At 42.5% G+C, this 13,119-nt stretch carries 20 protein-coding genes; 18 read left to right on the top strand and 2 right to left on the bottom strand.

Features of this window, described 5'->3' with window-relative positions; all coding sequences use genetic code 11:
* The first annotated feature begins 15 nt into the window (after positions 1-15).
* The 18 genes from ACTRWI_RS15490 (at position 16) to ACTRWI_RS15405 (ending at position 10,883) form a co-directional block, all read left to right on the top strand.
* Positions 16-1,206: a DUF7146 domain-containing protein gene (locus tag ACTRWI_RS15490; RefSeq protein WP_102424207.1), complete on the top strand. Its 1,191-nt coding sequence runs from the start codon at positions 16-18 to the stop codon at positions 1,204-1,206.
* A 260-nt stretch (positions 1,207-1,466) separates the two neighbouring features.
* Positions 1,467-2,468: an IS110 family RNA-guided transposase gene (locus tag ACTRWI_RS15485; protein WP_499132624.1), complete on the top strand. Its 1,002-nt coding sequence runs from the start codon at positions 1,467-1,469 to the stop codon at positions 2,466-2,468.
* Positions 2,469-2,747: 279 nt separating this feature from the next.
* Entirely contained in the window at positions 2,748-2,981 is a 234-nt protein-coding gene (locus ACTRWI_RS15480) for a hypothetical protein (RefSeq protein ID WP_499132622.1), read from the top strand.
* A gap of 283 nt (positions 2,982-3,264) precedes the next feature.
* Positions 3,265-3,735, top strand: coding sequence for a DUF4314 domain-containing protein (locus tag ACTRWI_RS15475; protein WP_198595718.1), 471 nt, complete (start codon positions 3,265-3,267; stop codon positions 3,733-3,735).
* On the top strand, positions 3,725-3,958 hold the full coding sequence (locus ACTRWI_RS15470) for a 2Fe-2S iron-sulfur cluster-binding protein (RefSeq protein WP_081231380.1): 234 nt from the start codon (positions 3,725-3,727) through the stop codon (positions 3,956-3,958). The genes ACTRWI_RS15475 and ACTRWI_RS15470 overlap by 11 nt, the downstream gene beginning before the upstream one ends.
* A 78-nt stretch (positions 3,959-4,036) precedes the next feature.
* Entirely contained in the window at positions 4,037-4,729 is a 693-nt protein-coding gene (locus tag ACTRWI_RS15465) for a hypothetical protein (RefSeq protein ID WP_499132620.1), read from the top strand.
* Between the two features lie 93 nt (positions 4,730-4,822).
* Positions 4,823-5,347: a hypothetical protein gene (locus ACTRWI_RS15460; RefSeq protein WP_499132618.1), complete on the top strand. Its 525-nt coding sequence runs from the start codon at positions 4,823-4,825 to the stop codon at positions 5,345-5,347.
* Complete coding sequence (locus ACTRWI_RS15455; RefSeq protein ID WP_081231383.1) at positions 5,347-5,835, top strand: hypothetical protein; 489 nt, start codon at positions 5,347-5,349, stop codon at positions 5,833-5,835. The genes ACTRWI_RS15460 and ACTRWI_RS15455 overlap by 1 nt, the downstream gene beginning before the upstream one ends.
* A gap of 55 nt (positions 5,836-5,890) precedes the next feature.
* Positions 5,891-6,337 carry a hypothetical protein gene (locus tag ACTRWI_RS15450; protein ID WP_499132617.1) on the top strand — a complete coding sequence of 149 codons (447 nt, stop codon included), beginning with the start codon at positions 5,891-5,893 and terminating at the stop codon, positions 6,335-6,337.
* A 101-nt stretch (positions 6,338-6,438) separates the two neighbouring features.
* Complete coding sequence (locus ACTRWI_RS15445; RefSeq protein ID WP_154724110.1) at positions 6,439-6,987, top strand: hypothetical protein; 549 nt, start codon at positions 6,439-6,441, stop codon at positions 6,985-6,987.
* An 84-nt stretch (positions 6,988-7,071) separates the two neighbouring features.
* Complete coding sequence (locus ACTRWI_RS15440) at positions 7,072-7,485, top strand: hypothetical protein (protein ID WP_446638912.1); 414 nt, start codon at positions 7,072-7,074, stop codon at positions 7,483-7,485.
* A gap of 195 nt (positions 7,486-7,680) precedes the next feature.
* Complete coding sequence (locus ACTRWI_RS15435; protein WP_499132615.1) at positions 7,681-8,364, top strand: hypothetical protein; 684 nt, start codon at positions 7,681-7,683, stop codon at positions 8,362-8,364.
* 9 nt (positions 8,365-8,373) lie between these two features.
* On the top strand, positions 8,374-8,538 hold the full coding sequence (locus ACTRWI_RS15430; RefSeq protein ID WP_499132614.1) for a hypothetical protein: 165 nt from the start codon (positions 8,374-8,376) through the stop codon (positions 8,536-8,538).
* A gap of 305 nt (positions 8,539-8,843) precedes the next feature.
* Positions 8,844-9,161: a hypothetical protein gene (locus tag ACTRWI_RS15425; RefSeq protein WP_499132613.1), complete on the top strand. Its 318-nt coding sequence runs from the start codon at positions 8,844-8,846 to the stop codon at positions 9,159-9,161.
* Positions 9,162-9,373: 212 nt separating this feature from the next.
* Positions 9,374-9,556 carry a hypothetical protein gene (locus ACTRWI_RS15420; RefSeq protein WP_081231393.1) on the top strand — a complete coding sequence of 61 codons (183 nt, stop codon included), beginning with the start codon at positions 9,374-9,376 and terminating at the stop codon, positions 9,554-9,556.
* Positions 9,557-9,570: 14 nt separating this feature from the next.
* The gene (locus ACTRWI_RS15415; protein WP_499132612.1) at positions 9,571-9,756 is read left to right on the top strand and encodes a hypothetical protein; all 186 of its coding nucleotides are present in this window, start codon (positions 9,571-9,573) and stop codon (positions 9,754-9,756) included.
* Positions 9,757-9,796: 40 nt separating this feature from the next.
* Positions 9,797-10,234 (top strand): hypothetical protein, encoded by a 438-nt coding sequence (locus tag ACTRWI_RS15410; RefSeq protein ID WP_446638915.1) that lies wholly within the window; start codon positions 9,797-9,799, stop codon positions 10,232-10,234.
* Positions 10,235-10,403: 169 nt separating this feature from the next.
* The gene (locus ACTRWI_RS15405; RefSeq protein ID WP_499132610.1) at positions 10,404-10,883 is read left to right on the top strand and encodes a hypothetical protein; all 480 of its coding nucleotides are present in this window, start codon (positions 10,404-10,406) and stop codon (positions 10,881-10,883) included.
* 49 nt (positions 10,884-10,932) lie between these two features.
* On the opposite strand, the gene ACTRWI_RS15400 is transcribed toward ACTRWI_RS15405, so the two are convergent.
* Positions 10,933-12,894, bottom strand: coding sequence for an Ig-like domain-containing protein (locus ACTRWI_RS15400; RefSeq protein WP_446638917.1), 1,962 nt, complete (start codon positions 12,892-12,894; stop codon positions 10,933-10,935).
* A 12-nt stretch (positions 12,895-12,906) separates the two neighbouring features.
* The coding region (locus ACTRWI_RS15395; protein WP_499132608.1) for a hypothetical protein at positions 12,907-13,119 on the bottom strand (213 nt) is incomplete at its 5' end.

The raw sequence follows: 13,119 nt of genomic DNA, 5'->3' as shown, positions 1-13,119 counted from the left end.
TTTTAGGAGGTTAAAATGAGCAATTACAGAAGATCAAAAATCCAAGATGTACATGCGTTAGTGATGCGTCATGGTGGCTGGTCCTCAGTGTTCAAATGTTACGGTGAACTAACTGAGGCGATGCGAAAGTCTTCAAATGGTGTTTCTAAAGCTGTACCAGATCCATTCACAGGCAAAGGCAAAACTGTCTTTCGCTTGTACAAAGATTGGAACGAGTCTGGTGGCGGTTATTACAATGGTAAGGGTCGTATTGGTGATGGTATTGATATGGTCGCTTGGCTTGAAAATTGTAATAAATCGAAGGCGATGGACATTATCTTAGATATTTTGGGTGAGTCTACAGACAACATTTCTCAACGAGAAGTGAAAGCCGTAGCCGCTCAAAAAGAAGAGAAAGCTGTTCTTAGTCCTGCAGATATAAGCAAACGCCTATGGATTTTGCAAAAGGTTGAACATGAGGCATTTGCTGTCACTGAATCTGAAATAGGTATGAACTATCTAATATCTCGCGGATTAGGTGACATTCAAATACCTTGCAACGTTGGGTTTCACTCACAACTTAAAATGTGGGACTCACAAAGCAACGAAGTGTATTTACCAGGCATTGTTTTATACATTCAAAATTTGAAAGGTGAGGCGATTGCTTTTCATCGAATTTTTTTGAATGACGATGGCTCAGATAAATCACCGTTGCTTGATAACCCTAAGATGCAAATGTCACCAATAGAGGATCCTCGCGGTGCATCAATACAGTTTGGTATGCCTTTAATCTGTAAAGATGAAATGGGCAATACACGAATTGTGTTAGGTGTTGGAGAAGGTCCTGAAACCTGTTTGGCTTGCCAGCATGCTGAGAGTATTCCTGTTTGGTCAGGTATCTCTTCTACCTTGATGGAGCTGATCGATATTCCTTTCGAAGTAACCGATTTGGTTATTTTTAAAGACAAAGATCGCCTTACACAAGGAAAAGACATGCCGGAAGGCGACAGAGCTGCCATCTCTTTGAAGGAACGTGTAGAGAAAAATATGAATCACTGCAAAGTGACCATTGCATCTCCACCGAGTCCCATCAAGGAATTGGCAAAATCACAAGATTGGCTTGATGAATGGTGTGATTCTGGATATCAGAATTTCATCGGATACTTAGCCAAAAACAAGCTGACACCGGTTGGTTTTCTCGATAGAGAATTTAACGATGTTGCTTAAATACGCATTAGCCTTCCTTAGGGGAGGCTTTTTGCTTTTAGGTCGCTCAAGGATTGGTCTAAACGCAAAAAGCTCAAGACAATGCACGGTTGCTGTATAACGATATAAATAAAATCACTGAAGGAGAATGATATGAACGCTTCCTCAACCTACGGAGGCTGAGGATGATTCGATTGACGAGGAAGGATACTCCCTGTCACGGCATCAAAGTGCCCAGTATGGTTCAATCTAGTGAACTATCGACATTGGGTGTATCCAACATGAACAGTAACGTATTTGGTATTGATATCGCAAAACAAGTTTTTCAAATTCACTGGGTCGATCAAGAAACCGGTGAAATTCATTCTGACAAAGTGAAGCGAAAAGATTTTGTTCAGTACTTTGCCAACCAACAACCATCAATGATAGGAATGGAAGCATGTGGTGGTGCTCACCACTGGGGAAGACTTTTTAAAGAAATGGGTCATACCGTGAAGCTGTTGCCAGCAAAGAAAGTCAAACCTTTCGTTTATGGCAATAAAAATGATGTGGTAGATGCTCGTGCGATCTCGACGGCCATGCAACAACCAGGCATGAAGTTTATTGCAGTAAAAACTGAAGAGCAGCAAGCGATTCTTAGCATTCATCGCATGCGAGAACTGCTGGTTAAACACAGGACGGCGCAAATAAACTCGATACGCGGTTTGTTGACCGAATTTGGTCTGGTGATGCCGAAAGGCAAACAAGCCTTCAAGGAAAAGCTGCCTGATTGTTTAGCAAAACTGGAGGAGGATACTCCAAGTGTCTTTATGTGTGCCTTACAAGTTCAAGTGGAACGATTAACTCAGTTGGATGACGACATTAAACAACTAGAAAAGCAAATACAAAGCTGGTTTAAGCACGATGCAGATTGTCAGCGCATCGCTAAAGTGCCAGGCATAGGGCCACTCACTGCCACGGCTCTTATTGCTTCAATGGGGGATGCGTCAGCGTTTAAATCCAGTCGAGAATTTGCGGCATGGATAGGCATGGTTCCACGACAAACAGGAACAGGAGGTCGAGTGCACTTGCACGGGATCAGCAAACGAGGAGATGTGTATTTACGTACTCTGCTTATCCATGGGGCACGAGCAGTAATGACCCACAGTAAAGAAAAAAGTGAATGGCTCTTGTCTTTGCAAGCAAGACGACCGAAAAATGTCGTGACGGTTGCGTTAGCTAACAAGATAGCTCGAACTGTGTGGGCATTAGTTGCCAACCAAACCGAATATCAGCCTTGTTAAGCAAAGCTGGTTACTAATTAAAACTGACATAGGATGTTCGCAGAAAGTTTGCCAAGGTGCATCAAAGAGTAATGACAAACAGGTAAGACCAAGCCTTATAAAACCTAAATAAGGTGTAGAGCATTAAGCTCGCTAGGAGAATGAGGAATAAGGCTGCGGAAATCATTAGGGTCGGCAGTAAGTCTGCCAATTAAGACCGAATATAGAACTGCCACCTAACCATGTTTGAAAATACTTGATGATGTCCTAGCAAATGGGGAAGCGTTCATATAGAACCTTATGGTCACTGGGTCTTGGTACACGGTTGATGGTAAAAACTTTGAAGGGCTGTCCGAGCTAAAGTTCTCTGATATGGCCAATGCACTGAGTGAAGTTGAGGCTTCCTATGAATGCATCGTCCTTGAAGAGTCAGAGCGGTTAGGGTGGAGCTTATTGCAAGTGAAAGCCGTTGTGCCAATTAAGGATGGCACAGTAAAACGAAAATCAACCTTAAGGTTACTACTCAGCCATTAGGTCACTAGAACACAAGTACTTCGTAAACACGGAAAATACCGCCAGTAATTGCCAAAAGTACGATGAAATTCATGTTAACTGTAATTGATTTACCCGAGAAATTTATCACTTTATTAAAGTGATTATTCCTCATCCAGTTAGGATGCTGTTGCAATATCCTCTTGTCTTATGACATGTCCCCATTGACTTTAATACCCAAGTCACAAAAACCTACCCATAGGGAACAGTTCGTACCCTATTATCATAGGTTGCGTTTGTTCCTTTATTCCTTGGAGGAATTACCATGCGCAACTCTATCATTGATGCAGCTTTAGCAAACTATACGTCTTCTATGACCCGCTATATCTGTAACGATAACCCGTTGGACCTACAAATCGCGCAATGCGCTGTTCGTTGGATTAACGCCTCTCTTGAGCTTACTGGCCGTGAACATTTCCGAACTACATCAAATGGATTATTAGATGTGCCATTTCTTTTAGATTCTAAATACCACGATAACTTCGCTACAGATTGCTGGTTTCTGGCTGAGACTTTATTTGTCCCGACTACTGAAACAATCAAGCAATCGCTTAAACCTGGTGACGTCATCAAGATGATTCACATGAACGATATTGACCCAATTGATGCAGGAGAACTTGGTCAAATCAAGCGTATCGACGACATGGGAACATTGCATATGCAATGGGACAACGGTCGTTCTCTTGGTATTTGCATGCCTGCTGGAGATTTATTCGAGGTTTATTATGCGAGTTAACAACACACCCATTCCAACTGATTCTTGTACGGCGCTTGTCGCACTAGAAAGAGCTGGATACAAAGTAAATTCTGAATGCCGAAATGGTTACTGTGGCGCTTGTCGTCTCAAAGCTACTGGCACTCCTACTTACTTAAATGACCCTATTGGATATAAGCAAGACGGTGAAATACTTGTTTGTTGCGTTGATTCGCAATCAGACATTGACATCGAACTACCTTAATTACCCATAACCCCAACAAACCCAACGTCAATCAAAGACATTGAACTTGTATCCCCAATTCCTATGGAGGAAACCCTTATGTCATATGAAATCATTTATGAGAAATTTGCTACGTTCTGTCCTGCAGATGTAGTAAGTCAACAAAAGAAAGATTTACTACTCAAACATTTCAATATCAATTGTTCAACTATGAGCGATTACGATATCGATGCCGAACTTTTCAGACGGTTCAAGATCATCTCAACGGATAACTTGTACATGCTTCAACTCTTAATTGGTCCGTCCAATTGTGTTGATACAGAGTCAGGAAAGCGCACCCGAGATTGGATGTATTGCGGTGTCGACACTGAGTATTCACTATTCCAAAAATACGGATGTGAATGGTGCCGAAGTGTTGAAAGTGGCGATTTAAAGCCTAATGGTCGATGGGCAACCCCTGAAGGCTGGCTTAAATCATTACGATTGGCATTCAAGCAAGCAGTGAGTTATGAGGCTATGCCTTATTGTCATTCCATGTCTTTTTGGATCGTCAAACCTACAACCTGGGAAGATCAGTACAAACTCAAGCAGTTTGAATCGATTGTATCCAGCTTTGGTGCTGACATCATGGAAAGAAGTTGGTTTGGTACTCGCAAGTTATATTGCTCATTTAGCCCTGAGTCGATGTTTGAAATGTACCTGTTTCAAGAACTATCGATTCGTTTTTTTGGCAAACGTGCATTCAGCACGACTAGCCCGAGTCTAGGTCTAGTCAAGCAAAGAGCTATATAGCTCAACCCCTTACACCTTACCCATTAGCAGGGACTTTCTTCCCTGTGGGAAGTTGTCCCTTCAAAACCTTAATAGTTCTTGGAGGAACTGAATATGATCACTTCAGATATGCTTTTAACTGCAGCAAAACCCTTCGGATTACCAATCGTTGCGATTGATGATATTGAAGCTGATGCGCGTAGCTTGAATCGTACTCGCCGTGATAACCCAACCACCCAATTTCTCTGGGTTGTAAAGCCTTGTGGCAGTGTCTTGTTTCCAATTGGAAAAGGCGTGAATCCACACTTCGTGACATTTTGTTTTGAAGCAAGTCATCAAGCGTTCTTGATAAAAAATGACGATATCTTTCCGATTGAAACCGAAGAAGCCGAACAGCTTTCGTGCAAACTTCCTTTCGATTTGACGGGTATTCGATATCAAGAAACACTGGTACGCAAAGTCACTCAATTACTGAGCCATGCTTGCGTGCATTCTTCTGCTCTTGCGGAATGTAGCTTAGATGAAAACTCTAGCTGGAAGTCATGGCAACGTTGGTTCGAAGATCTAAATCATCCAGTCATGGCTGCGTTTATGTCTCTTTGTATTCAGCGTTCGATTGAACTGACGGAGGCAAACTGATGAATCGCAAAACTTTAGATATTCAACGTCCATGTCGTCGAATACACGATGGTCACAGCTTTATGATTGCTCAACGTGTTCTGCGTTTACCTGATGAAGACTCTGGCCTGTCTCATTCAATTGTTCGATTCGAAAACAGTCGTGTTGGTTTTGGAAGCTTAAAGCTAAAAAGACGAACGGCAATTCGAATCACCAACAAAGAGAATGGTCAATGGATAATCCGATATTGCATGGGTAATGGCGGCAAGATTAAAGGGCTGAACAAGGAATATATTGCTATCGATTACGATGGTGTTAATGAACTTGGTGTGACCTTTAATAAAGACGTTCGTTTGTCTGTGAATACAGCTGACTGGTGGGACATTACAAGATGGTTTTGGACGTTCCCAGATCTCAATGTAAAGCTTTCCTTTCGTTTAGGTTTGATTGGATTTCTTTTAGGGATAATCAGTTTAGCTGACTTAATTGCGAAGCTATTTATAGCTTAACCCCCTGTGGGTCCGATACCCATTAGGGCGGTCCCCTCATTTCAAGAGGTATACCATGAATGAACTAACACCTACATCGCAAGATGTTGAAGCCCCTCGATCCGTTTTGGCGTTTCTAGACGACTTAACTGCATCGAAATACTTCTATCTTGAGGCCGCTGGCGCGTACCTGAGTGAAGTTATTGATTCTGAATTGCTCGATGATAAAGCCAAGTTGCTCGAATTCATTGAAGACAATAAGTGTGAAGCCGTTGAAGACATCAGCGCAGAGTTGGTTGAAAAGATGATTTCTGACCGTGCAGATACATTGCACAGTTCAGCGTTATACATCTTGAAATCATTTATCGGCACTGTGCCTAAAACTGAGGTTGAAGCTCTTCAAGATGGCGCTGTTGCTAATATTTGGTATCACGCTTCGGACCACGGAGACACTAGCGCCGCAGCAGTAATCAAAAATACGCAAGATGCCATGAGCATTATTGCTGACTTCTTAACGAAGTAACCAATCTTAAAGGAATCTTCCTTTTACTCCCTTTGGGGCATACGTCCCGTAGGGGAGTTGTGTGCCTCATAGGTTAACCAGCTTATGCAGAGGAACACATTATGGGCTTTTTTTCTTTCAAAACCGCTGACACAAAACAGTCAATCTTTAATACGTGTACTGAGAAGTGTCGTCCAGTGTACATGCTCCAACCAAACAACGAAGACCCAATATATGAACCGGCTTATGAAGGTTATGGTGTTTTCGGAGGTGTTGATGCTTATACATGGTTAGCGAAACATAATTTGCCAACGACAGTCACGAACTCATACGACGACGATGAGCTCCGAACTCTGGGGATAAAATTGGCCTTTGGCTTGGACTCTTTTGAATACGATAACCATCTATTCATTAAAGAGAATGAGTTGGATGTGCTAAGACAGGTGAACCCTGCACTGCTTGAACGCGAGTTTACCCAATTCCAAGCTTTTTCCGATTTCATTATCGTGAACGGCGAGGAAATTAGACCAAACGATCTCCCATCGCATTTGAGAACTGACCTGCAATTAGCACCAGTTAAATACCCATTAAAATTCAGTTTCAGAAAAGGTAAGCAATACAGTGATTACCCTGCTTCTGAGAGCTGTCCATATCAAGGTTACTTCATTTAACCCCAAACCTTGATACAACCCACCACTACCCGTGAGGGATCTTCCCTCATAGGGATAGATCCCTCAAAATTGGAGGAATCTATCGTGGAATCAACCTATTTAGATGATACCGACCATATCTTAATTAAAGCGTTATCCAAAGAAGATATGCCGATAAATGAAATTGCCAAAAAGTTTGAAGTACCAATTGCCAATATCGCGATGTCACTAGACACCTGCCATTTTGCAATTACTGACAACATTTTGCGTAAAAACTCTCAGCTAGGAAAAATGAAATTGACTGCCATTGGTATTGAAAAACGATGTACCTTATGCAATCACTTTTTTCCGCTCACTAAAGAATTTTGGCACGTCAAGCGCACCACTAAACATGGCCAGCGTGAGATGGGAACCTGCAAAAGTTGTGAAGCTGAAAAAAAGCGTCGTCAAGAACTCGATGGCCGCTTAAAAGACTTAGGAGGTAAAATGTTTTTCTCGACACGTTACCTGAATAAGTAGCTGCATACCTTGTAGTTAAGATGACAAGTCACCCGATCGGGTGGCTTTTCATCCACCATTTCCATCCGCTTTGACAGATCCAGCCATCTCGCTTCACCCTAAATTTCAATTTCTTTGAAATACTTCCTAAATCCGCATTCGTATGTTGCATAACCGTTTTAACCGACTATCAAGAACTTAAATGGGTTAGCGCACATGAATAAACAGGACACGATCAACCAAGCACTGAATATCATCACCAGTTGGAACCTTGATGGCAGCCATTCCAAATCCTTCTCTGATTTTGTCTTCTATTGGGCCTTTGCGCATACTAATCAGCACAAAGTGACTACAAGGTTAGATTCTAAAGAATCAGTACAAGATGGGGTGGTAGAGCTTGCACAGTTGTTAAGCAATGCAATGCTTAATGGGTACAGTGATCCAATCGGGGACATTCTGATTGAGTTAGGTGTGAATACAAAGACGAAACGAGTCAACAATCATCAAGATGACGATTTTTTAGAGCAAATGATGGGGCTCAATGATAACGAGGTCTATGAACCATTTTGCGGTACTGGTGCGTTAACTATGGAGCTCATGCAGGCATATTGTGAAAAGCATACAGAACGTAGCAATCCTCTCGATCACTACACTTATTATCTCGAAGAGGTTAAGCCCCTCAACTGTGCAGCCGCAGTGATTCAAATCTTTCATAAGCTCGAATACCTATCTACCAAATTTGGTACTGCCATCATTCCAGGCAACCTCAAAATCATCAATATCGATCCGATAACACGACAAGAGGGGACCCAACACTACATCGCCAGTAAGATGTCGGATGCTGAACAAATTGAACACAACCTAAACTCGCTGCCTAACACTCAACCGACGATACACTAGGGGGCATTTATGATAGCCAGTATGATTTTTATGATTACTGGTAATGCATTAATATTGCTCGCACTGTTCTTTTCGTCCAAGTGGTACAAACGCGTTACCAATATTGGATTCGCAGCGTTCAGTATCGGCGCTGCTATCAGTCTTCATGAGATTGGTATTGATTTGCACGGGTGATAATTAATACACGATGTACGTGTGCGCTAACTGCAATGGTTAGAAAGCACGCGTACTCAAAACAAGCAAAATAAGCTGACTAATTGGAAACTGAGACTCATCACTTTGCCATAGTAAAAGGGCAAATTGAGTAACACACTGTCCACTTGGACAGCGAGGATCACCCTCTAGCTCACCTGGTTATTACGCCATCTGAAATGTAATCAGTCCTTTGACTGCCCCTATTAACTCCTCAGAGTTACCAACCTTCAAATACAACTCTTGTTTATACCCCAACTAGTCCCATGAATAACTGGAGTCCAGATATGAATGTACTTAACTTTCTTGGTTTCGATTGCCACATTGTTAAACGTCATTACGCCAATGGTGCGATTGCGCTTGAACTGATTGCAGCAGAAACCGATAACAACATTAATAATGACACCTTCCCCGGTGAGCAAATTTGTGTTGCTACAACCTGCGTTAGTAGTGTCGATCTAATGACAAATGAAGTATGTATCAAAAACTACAGTGAAAATACTGGAATTGATGATGTGCTTGTCGAGGCTGGAATTATTAAACTAACCGGAAAATCATGCAGAACTGGCTACGTCAGTGTGCCAATTGTCGAAGTTTTGATTTAGTGATTTCCTCTCATTGTTGACCATCTTCTACAGGACGATGAGATACAAGCACTTCTAAAGAAGTAACCCCCACTCGAAGTTTGTTTCCCAACAAACATAGAAACAAAGATCCGCTCTTAACCCCCATAACCTTAACCCAACACGGGACCTATTAGCTTACCCGTGCGGTGGCCTAGTACGTCTCAAATTCCAGTTCTTGGAGGAGCTAACTCATGCCACGAAACATTCCAATAAGTAAGTTTGCTGACTTTATTTTGTTCTACAAGATAAACGGCAAGGTGAAGCAGAAAAAGTTTGAAGATACAGAGGCAGAAAATGTGTATCGCTACGCTAGGTCATTCCCACAAGGAATAGCTTGGAAAATTAGACAACTACCCTCACAGCAACAGGTGTGATTATGAATATTGAAATGACAGAAAAAGCCATGGCAGAACCGGTCGCGACGCATCTAGAAGGTGCTGATGTAGCCGTCGTTGTGGATTATTTTTTAGGTCGCCTAGTTAACGAGATTCCTGAAGAGGATCTTGAGGTGGTACTTAAATCATGCAGCTCAGAAATCGATAGTCATTCTAAAAATGACGCCTGCACTTACTAAACCCCATGTGCCTACGCACGAACTATACCGAGGAACTACCATGTCTTTCATAACAAAACGCGCAAATTTGAAATGTAACATCATGAGCAAATTTGCACTCACTACTATCATCGGCTTGTCTTCTTCCACTGTATTTGCAGATTGTAAGTTTGGTGCAGAGACAATCCCTTTAGGTGAACAACTCACAATCCGTGATGAACGCTTAGTTGAGCAAAGTTACGAATATTATCTCAATCAAGGTCTAACGAAAGATAAGAGTATGCAAATGGCCATGTCCAGCGATTGGACGGTCGTAACTGTTGAGTGTACTCGTCAATTTGCCATGAACCCTGACTTCTCACCAGAGACAGCAGAATATCCAGGTTCCCAATTTGTTTATATTGGTGATGTGCTGGTGGCTGGAGAGTTTCAACGAGAATTTTTACCAACTGTAATGGGCTTGTCCCTAAATGATGAGGAGACATCCCATGTACAGTAGAGTTATTGATTCCGATTGGGTCATGATTGATCAATCTTTAACACCGTGTAAGTTCAGTACTGCATTTCATGAATACTTGTGCTTACGACGTCATGATAATCATCATGATTTTGATACGAAAAAGCACGGATTACTTACACCCACGCGCAATTACTCGATTGAGTTTATAATGGCTGCTACCCATTCTTTTATCGATTTCGGTGACACGATAGTGGTTCCACTTCGAGCAGGGAATAATGATATCCAAGAAACGTTGTCGTTTAAGTTTGTAGCGTGTTTGACCGATTCAATTGCCAAACCATTATGGGAACAATACGCCGACTATCACTCCATTCGCTCCGTCGAACGGTTTGCTGAAGCGGTAATTTCCAATAAGAGCTTTATTTGGTCATGGTTAAAACTTCAAGCATCCACGTCTGTGAACCAAGAGCAATCCACCAAACCATCGAGCAGTTTAGAAGATGAGTTGCGAGAACTCTTATGCGACTTTCGTGAAGATGAAAAACTCAAAAAGCAACGTAGAAATACGAGCTTAGATATAGACAAAGGTTACTTTGAAGGGTGCGAATGCACGCTGGCTTACGTTCAATCACACATCATTCGAGTGTTACGTAGCCATGGCGTTCGAATTCCTGAACAAATAAACTAAAAAAATGCTCCCTTTGGGAGCATTTATCTTCAATGTCCTTCCATTACCTTCATTCAGTTAGGCTTATCCATGTAACCGAAGAAGTCCCCCAGCGGTTACTCTTTTGGGTTTTATATTCTTTTACCCCACTTCCGATTCGATACAGCAAGATCGCTTGATCTTCTATGTTCGATAGCTTGGTGCTCAAATCACCATCACCAAACTGTGTAATGACCTGATTGATGAAGTCATTTAGAGCAGCTGTCTTCTGATTGATGTTGATGGCCACCAAGTCACCGTCACTGAGTGTCGCAAGGTTTTCATCCAAGTCAGAATTTCGCCAAGTGGAAACGTCGGCAAATCCATAACTATGATACTCAGCATTTGCACTCTTTCTTAGAAAGACTTGAAGGTTACCTGTTGGCGCTTTCAATCTGTCCATCTCCAATGTTCGATCACATCGATTAGAGTCGGCATCTGAGCATGTTCTTTGTACGACGTAACGCCAATCGTGAGGTGAGTCAATCCAAGGGAATTCAATGCTGAAATTCGCAACTTCCGCATCCGGAGTAAAATAGAATATGGGTAGAGCTGACCCTGCTTGATCAAGGTTAACGGTTATCGATACCGTATCACCTGGTGCGGCAACCTTATCACCGACCATCATGTCATGAGTGTTATTAACATCAGCGGTGATTAGAGCCTCATGTGGGCCTTCTACCAAATTACCCTCACCACTTTCAAGTGCTGGAATGGTCACGAGGGTGTGAGGCGTATTGTCTAAGTCAAGCAGCTGCACATCAGAAGTGATAACCTCAAAATTTTGGTTCAAGTAGTCATTGTTTGTCGAGGGTATAACCTGAATATCGAATGTCCCTGCATTGTACGTCTTGAGTCCATCGCTTGTTTCGAAGGTGATGTCTTGATGCATGCCAAGATCATCGTCAGTTGGATTCATTTCAATGACACCCAACTCATTTAATCGCATGAAGTTAGGCTTATTGATTATATTCACGACCGGTTTACCGTCAGTCCTTGTTGATTTGATTTGGGTGAAGACATTCTTTACTTTACCAGACACAAGGTGTGGAGGTAGGGTGAAGGAAGTGCCGCTTGATCGTACATTTACATCGACATTGCCGTCAGTAAACAAGTTCGATTCGTCAGTCACTCTGTATTTAAATGTCTGAATGCCATCATGGTCAGGTGATGGCGTATAAGTAAAGGTACACGGGGGAGTCATCGTCACAGTACCATAATAAGGCTGTTGGCTTACCATGCAGCTGTGGCTATCCGTTGTGTTCCTATCCGTCCATGTACCAGTTACCGTAAAAGGCACACCTTGAGAGATATCCCCTGTTTTGTGTTCAGCTATAGGTGGATATAGTTGTTGAATGGAATTGTAACGCACCTTCCCTTGTGACCAGTTAAAAAAGCCGAAGTATCCCGGAGCTACGGTCAGGTTATTGACATCAAATATTGTTGCGCCATCTAACTTGGTCACAATCCTATTGGGAAACAGCTGCATTTCAAATTGATAGGGCTGGCCGTGCATCCACTCTACGTTTCGCTTTTTGCCTAAGATTGTATTTTTGCCTTGTTCGACATCATGAACCGTCCACCCATAATCGCTCATCTGATCTAGGGTGCCATCGAAGTAAATCAAACTAAAACCACTGTCTGCAGAGCTCGGCAGCTTTTTCCAAGAAAACAGGTAAAAGCCACCAACAGTAGGATCGCCGTAAATGAAACCGATATAGTCATCATCACCGGCTCCTGCATCAACCTGTATGATCCCTTTGAAGGTTCGATACTCATACTTGTTGGCACTCATAAACGCGGTAGGCGCACCATTAATGCTTTGATACACGCTTTGACCATCTGGACTTACCGCCCAGTTTCCCGAATCTGCTGCGCCGTACTGCTTCCAAGTGTGGAGATTTACTCGGTCAGATTCCGCGTGTGCAACACTGACAGTCATCAGTAAGTGTATGACCATGCCAGAAAGGATGTTCCTTGGATTGAATTTCATGGCTTGTTCCTCTTATTGATGAATCGGTGAACCCGCGCTTTCGCTGACATCATCCTCAAGTTCGGTTTGCAAACGAGCCAGAGAAAACTCACAAATATCAATTAAATCTGCATCACCATTAAATTTCGCGACCGATAAAATGCTGCTTATGAGCAATTGGCGCAAATGCAGGGGCGTATCATCGGTGACACCTAAAACCTTTAATGCCGCCACTAACCGGACAGC

Source organism: Pseudoalteromonas sp. G5_S1_14_S5 (assembly GCF_054968605.1).
Note: the sequence above shows the minus strand (reverse complement) of the source record. Positions and strands in the feature narration are given on the sequence as shown.

Coding starts and splice junctions, on each gene's coding strand:
- ACTRWI_RS15490 (WP_102424207.1), top strand. CDS start 16: ATGAGCAATTACAGAAGATCAAAAATCCAAGATGTACATGCGTTAGTG.
- ACTRWI_RS15485 (WP_499132624.1), top strand. CDS start 1,467: ATGAACAGTAACGTATTTGGTATTGATATCGCAAAACAAGTTTTTCAA.
- ACTRWI_RS15480 (WP_499132622.1), top strand. CDS start 2,748: ATGGTCACTGGGTCTTGGTACACGGTTGATGGTAAAAACTTTGAAGGG.
- ACTRWI_RS15475 (WP_198595718.1), top strand. CDS start 3,265: ATGCGCAACTCTATCATTGATGCAGCTTTAGCAAACTATACGTCTTCT.
- ACTRWI_RS15470 (WP_081231380.1), top strand. CDS start 3,725: ATGCGAGTTAACAACACACCCATTCCAACTGATTCTTGTACGGCGCTT.
- ACTRWI_RS15465 (WP_499132620.1), top strand. CDS start 4,037: ATGTCATATGAAATCATTTATGAGAAATTTGCTACGTTCTGTCCTGCA.
- ACTRWI_RS15460 (WP_499132618.1), top strand. CDS start 4,823: ATGATCACTTCAGATATGCTTTTAACTGCAGCAAAACCCTTCGGATTA.
- ACTRWI_RS15455 (WP_081231383.1), top strand. CDS start 5,347: ATGAATCGCAAAACTTTAGATATTCAACGTCCATGTCGTCGAATACAC.
- ACTRWI_RS15450 (WP_499132617.1), top strand. CDS start 5,891: ATGAATGAACTAACACCTACATCGCAAGATGTTGAAGCCCCTCGATCC.
- ACTRWI_RS15445 (WP_154724110.1), top strand. CDS start 6,439: ATGGGCTTTTTTTCTTTCAAAACCGCTGACACAAAACAGTCAATCTTT.
- ACTRWI_RS15435 (WP_499132615.1), top strand. CDS start 7,681: ATGAATAAACAGGACACGATCAACCAAGCACTGAATATCATCACCAGT.
- ACTRWI_RS15430 (WP_499132614.1), top strand. CDS start 8,374: ATGATAGCCAGTATGATTTTTATGATTACTGGTAATGCATTAATATTG.
- ACTRWI_RS15425 (WP_499132613.1), top strand. CDS start 8,844: ATGAATGTACTTAACTTTCTTGGTTTCGATTGCCACATTGTTAAACGT.
- ACTRWI_RS15420 (WP_081231393.1), top strand. CDS start 9,374: ATGCCACGAAACATTCCAATAAGTAAGTTTGCTGACTTTATTTTGTTC.
- ACTRWI_RS15415 (WP_499132612.1), top strand. CDS start 9,571: ATGACAGAAAAAGCCATGGCAGAACCGGTCGCGACGCATCTAGAAGGT.
- ACTRWI_RS15410 (WP_446638915.1), top strand. CDS start 9,797: ATGTCTTTCATAACAAAACGCGCAAATTTGAAATGTAACATCATGAGC.
- ACTRWI_RS15405 (WP_499132610.1), top strand. CDS start 10,404: ATGGCTGCTACCCATTCTTTTATCGATTTCGGTGACACGATAGTGGTT.
- ACTRWI_RS15400 (WP_446638917.1), bottom strand. CDS start 12,894: ATGAAATTCAATCCAAGGAACATCCTTTCTGGCATGGTCATACACTTA.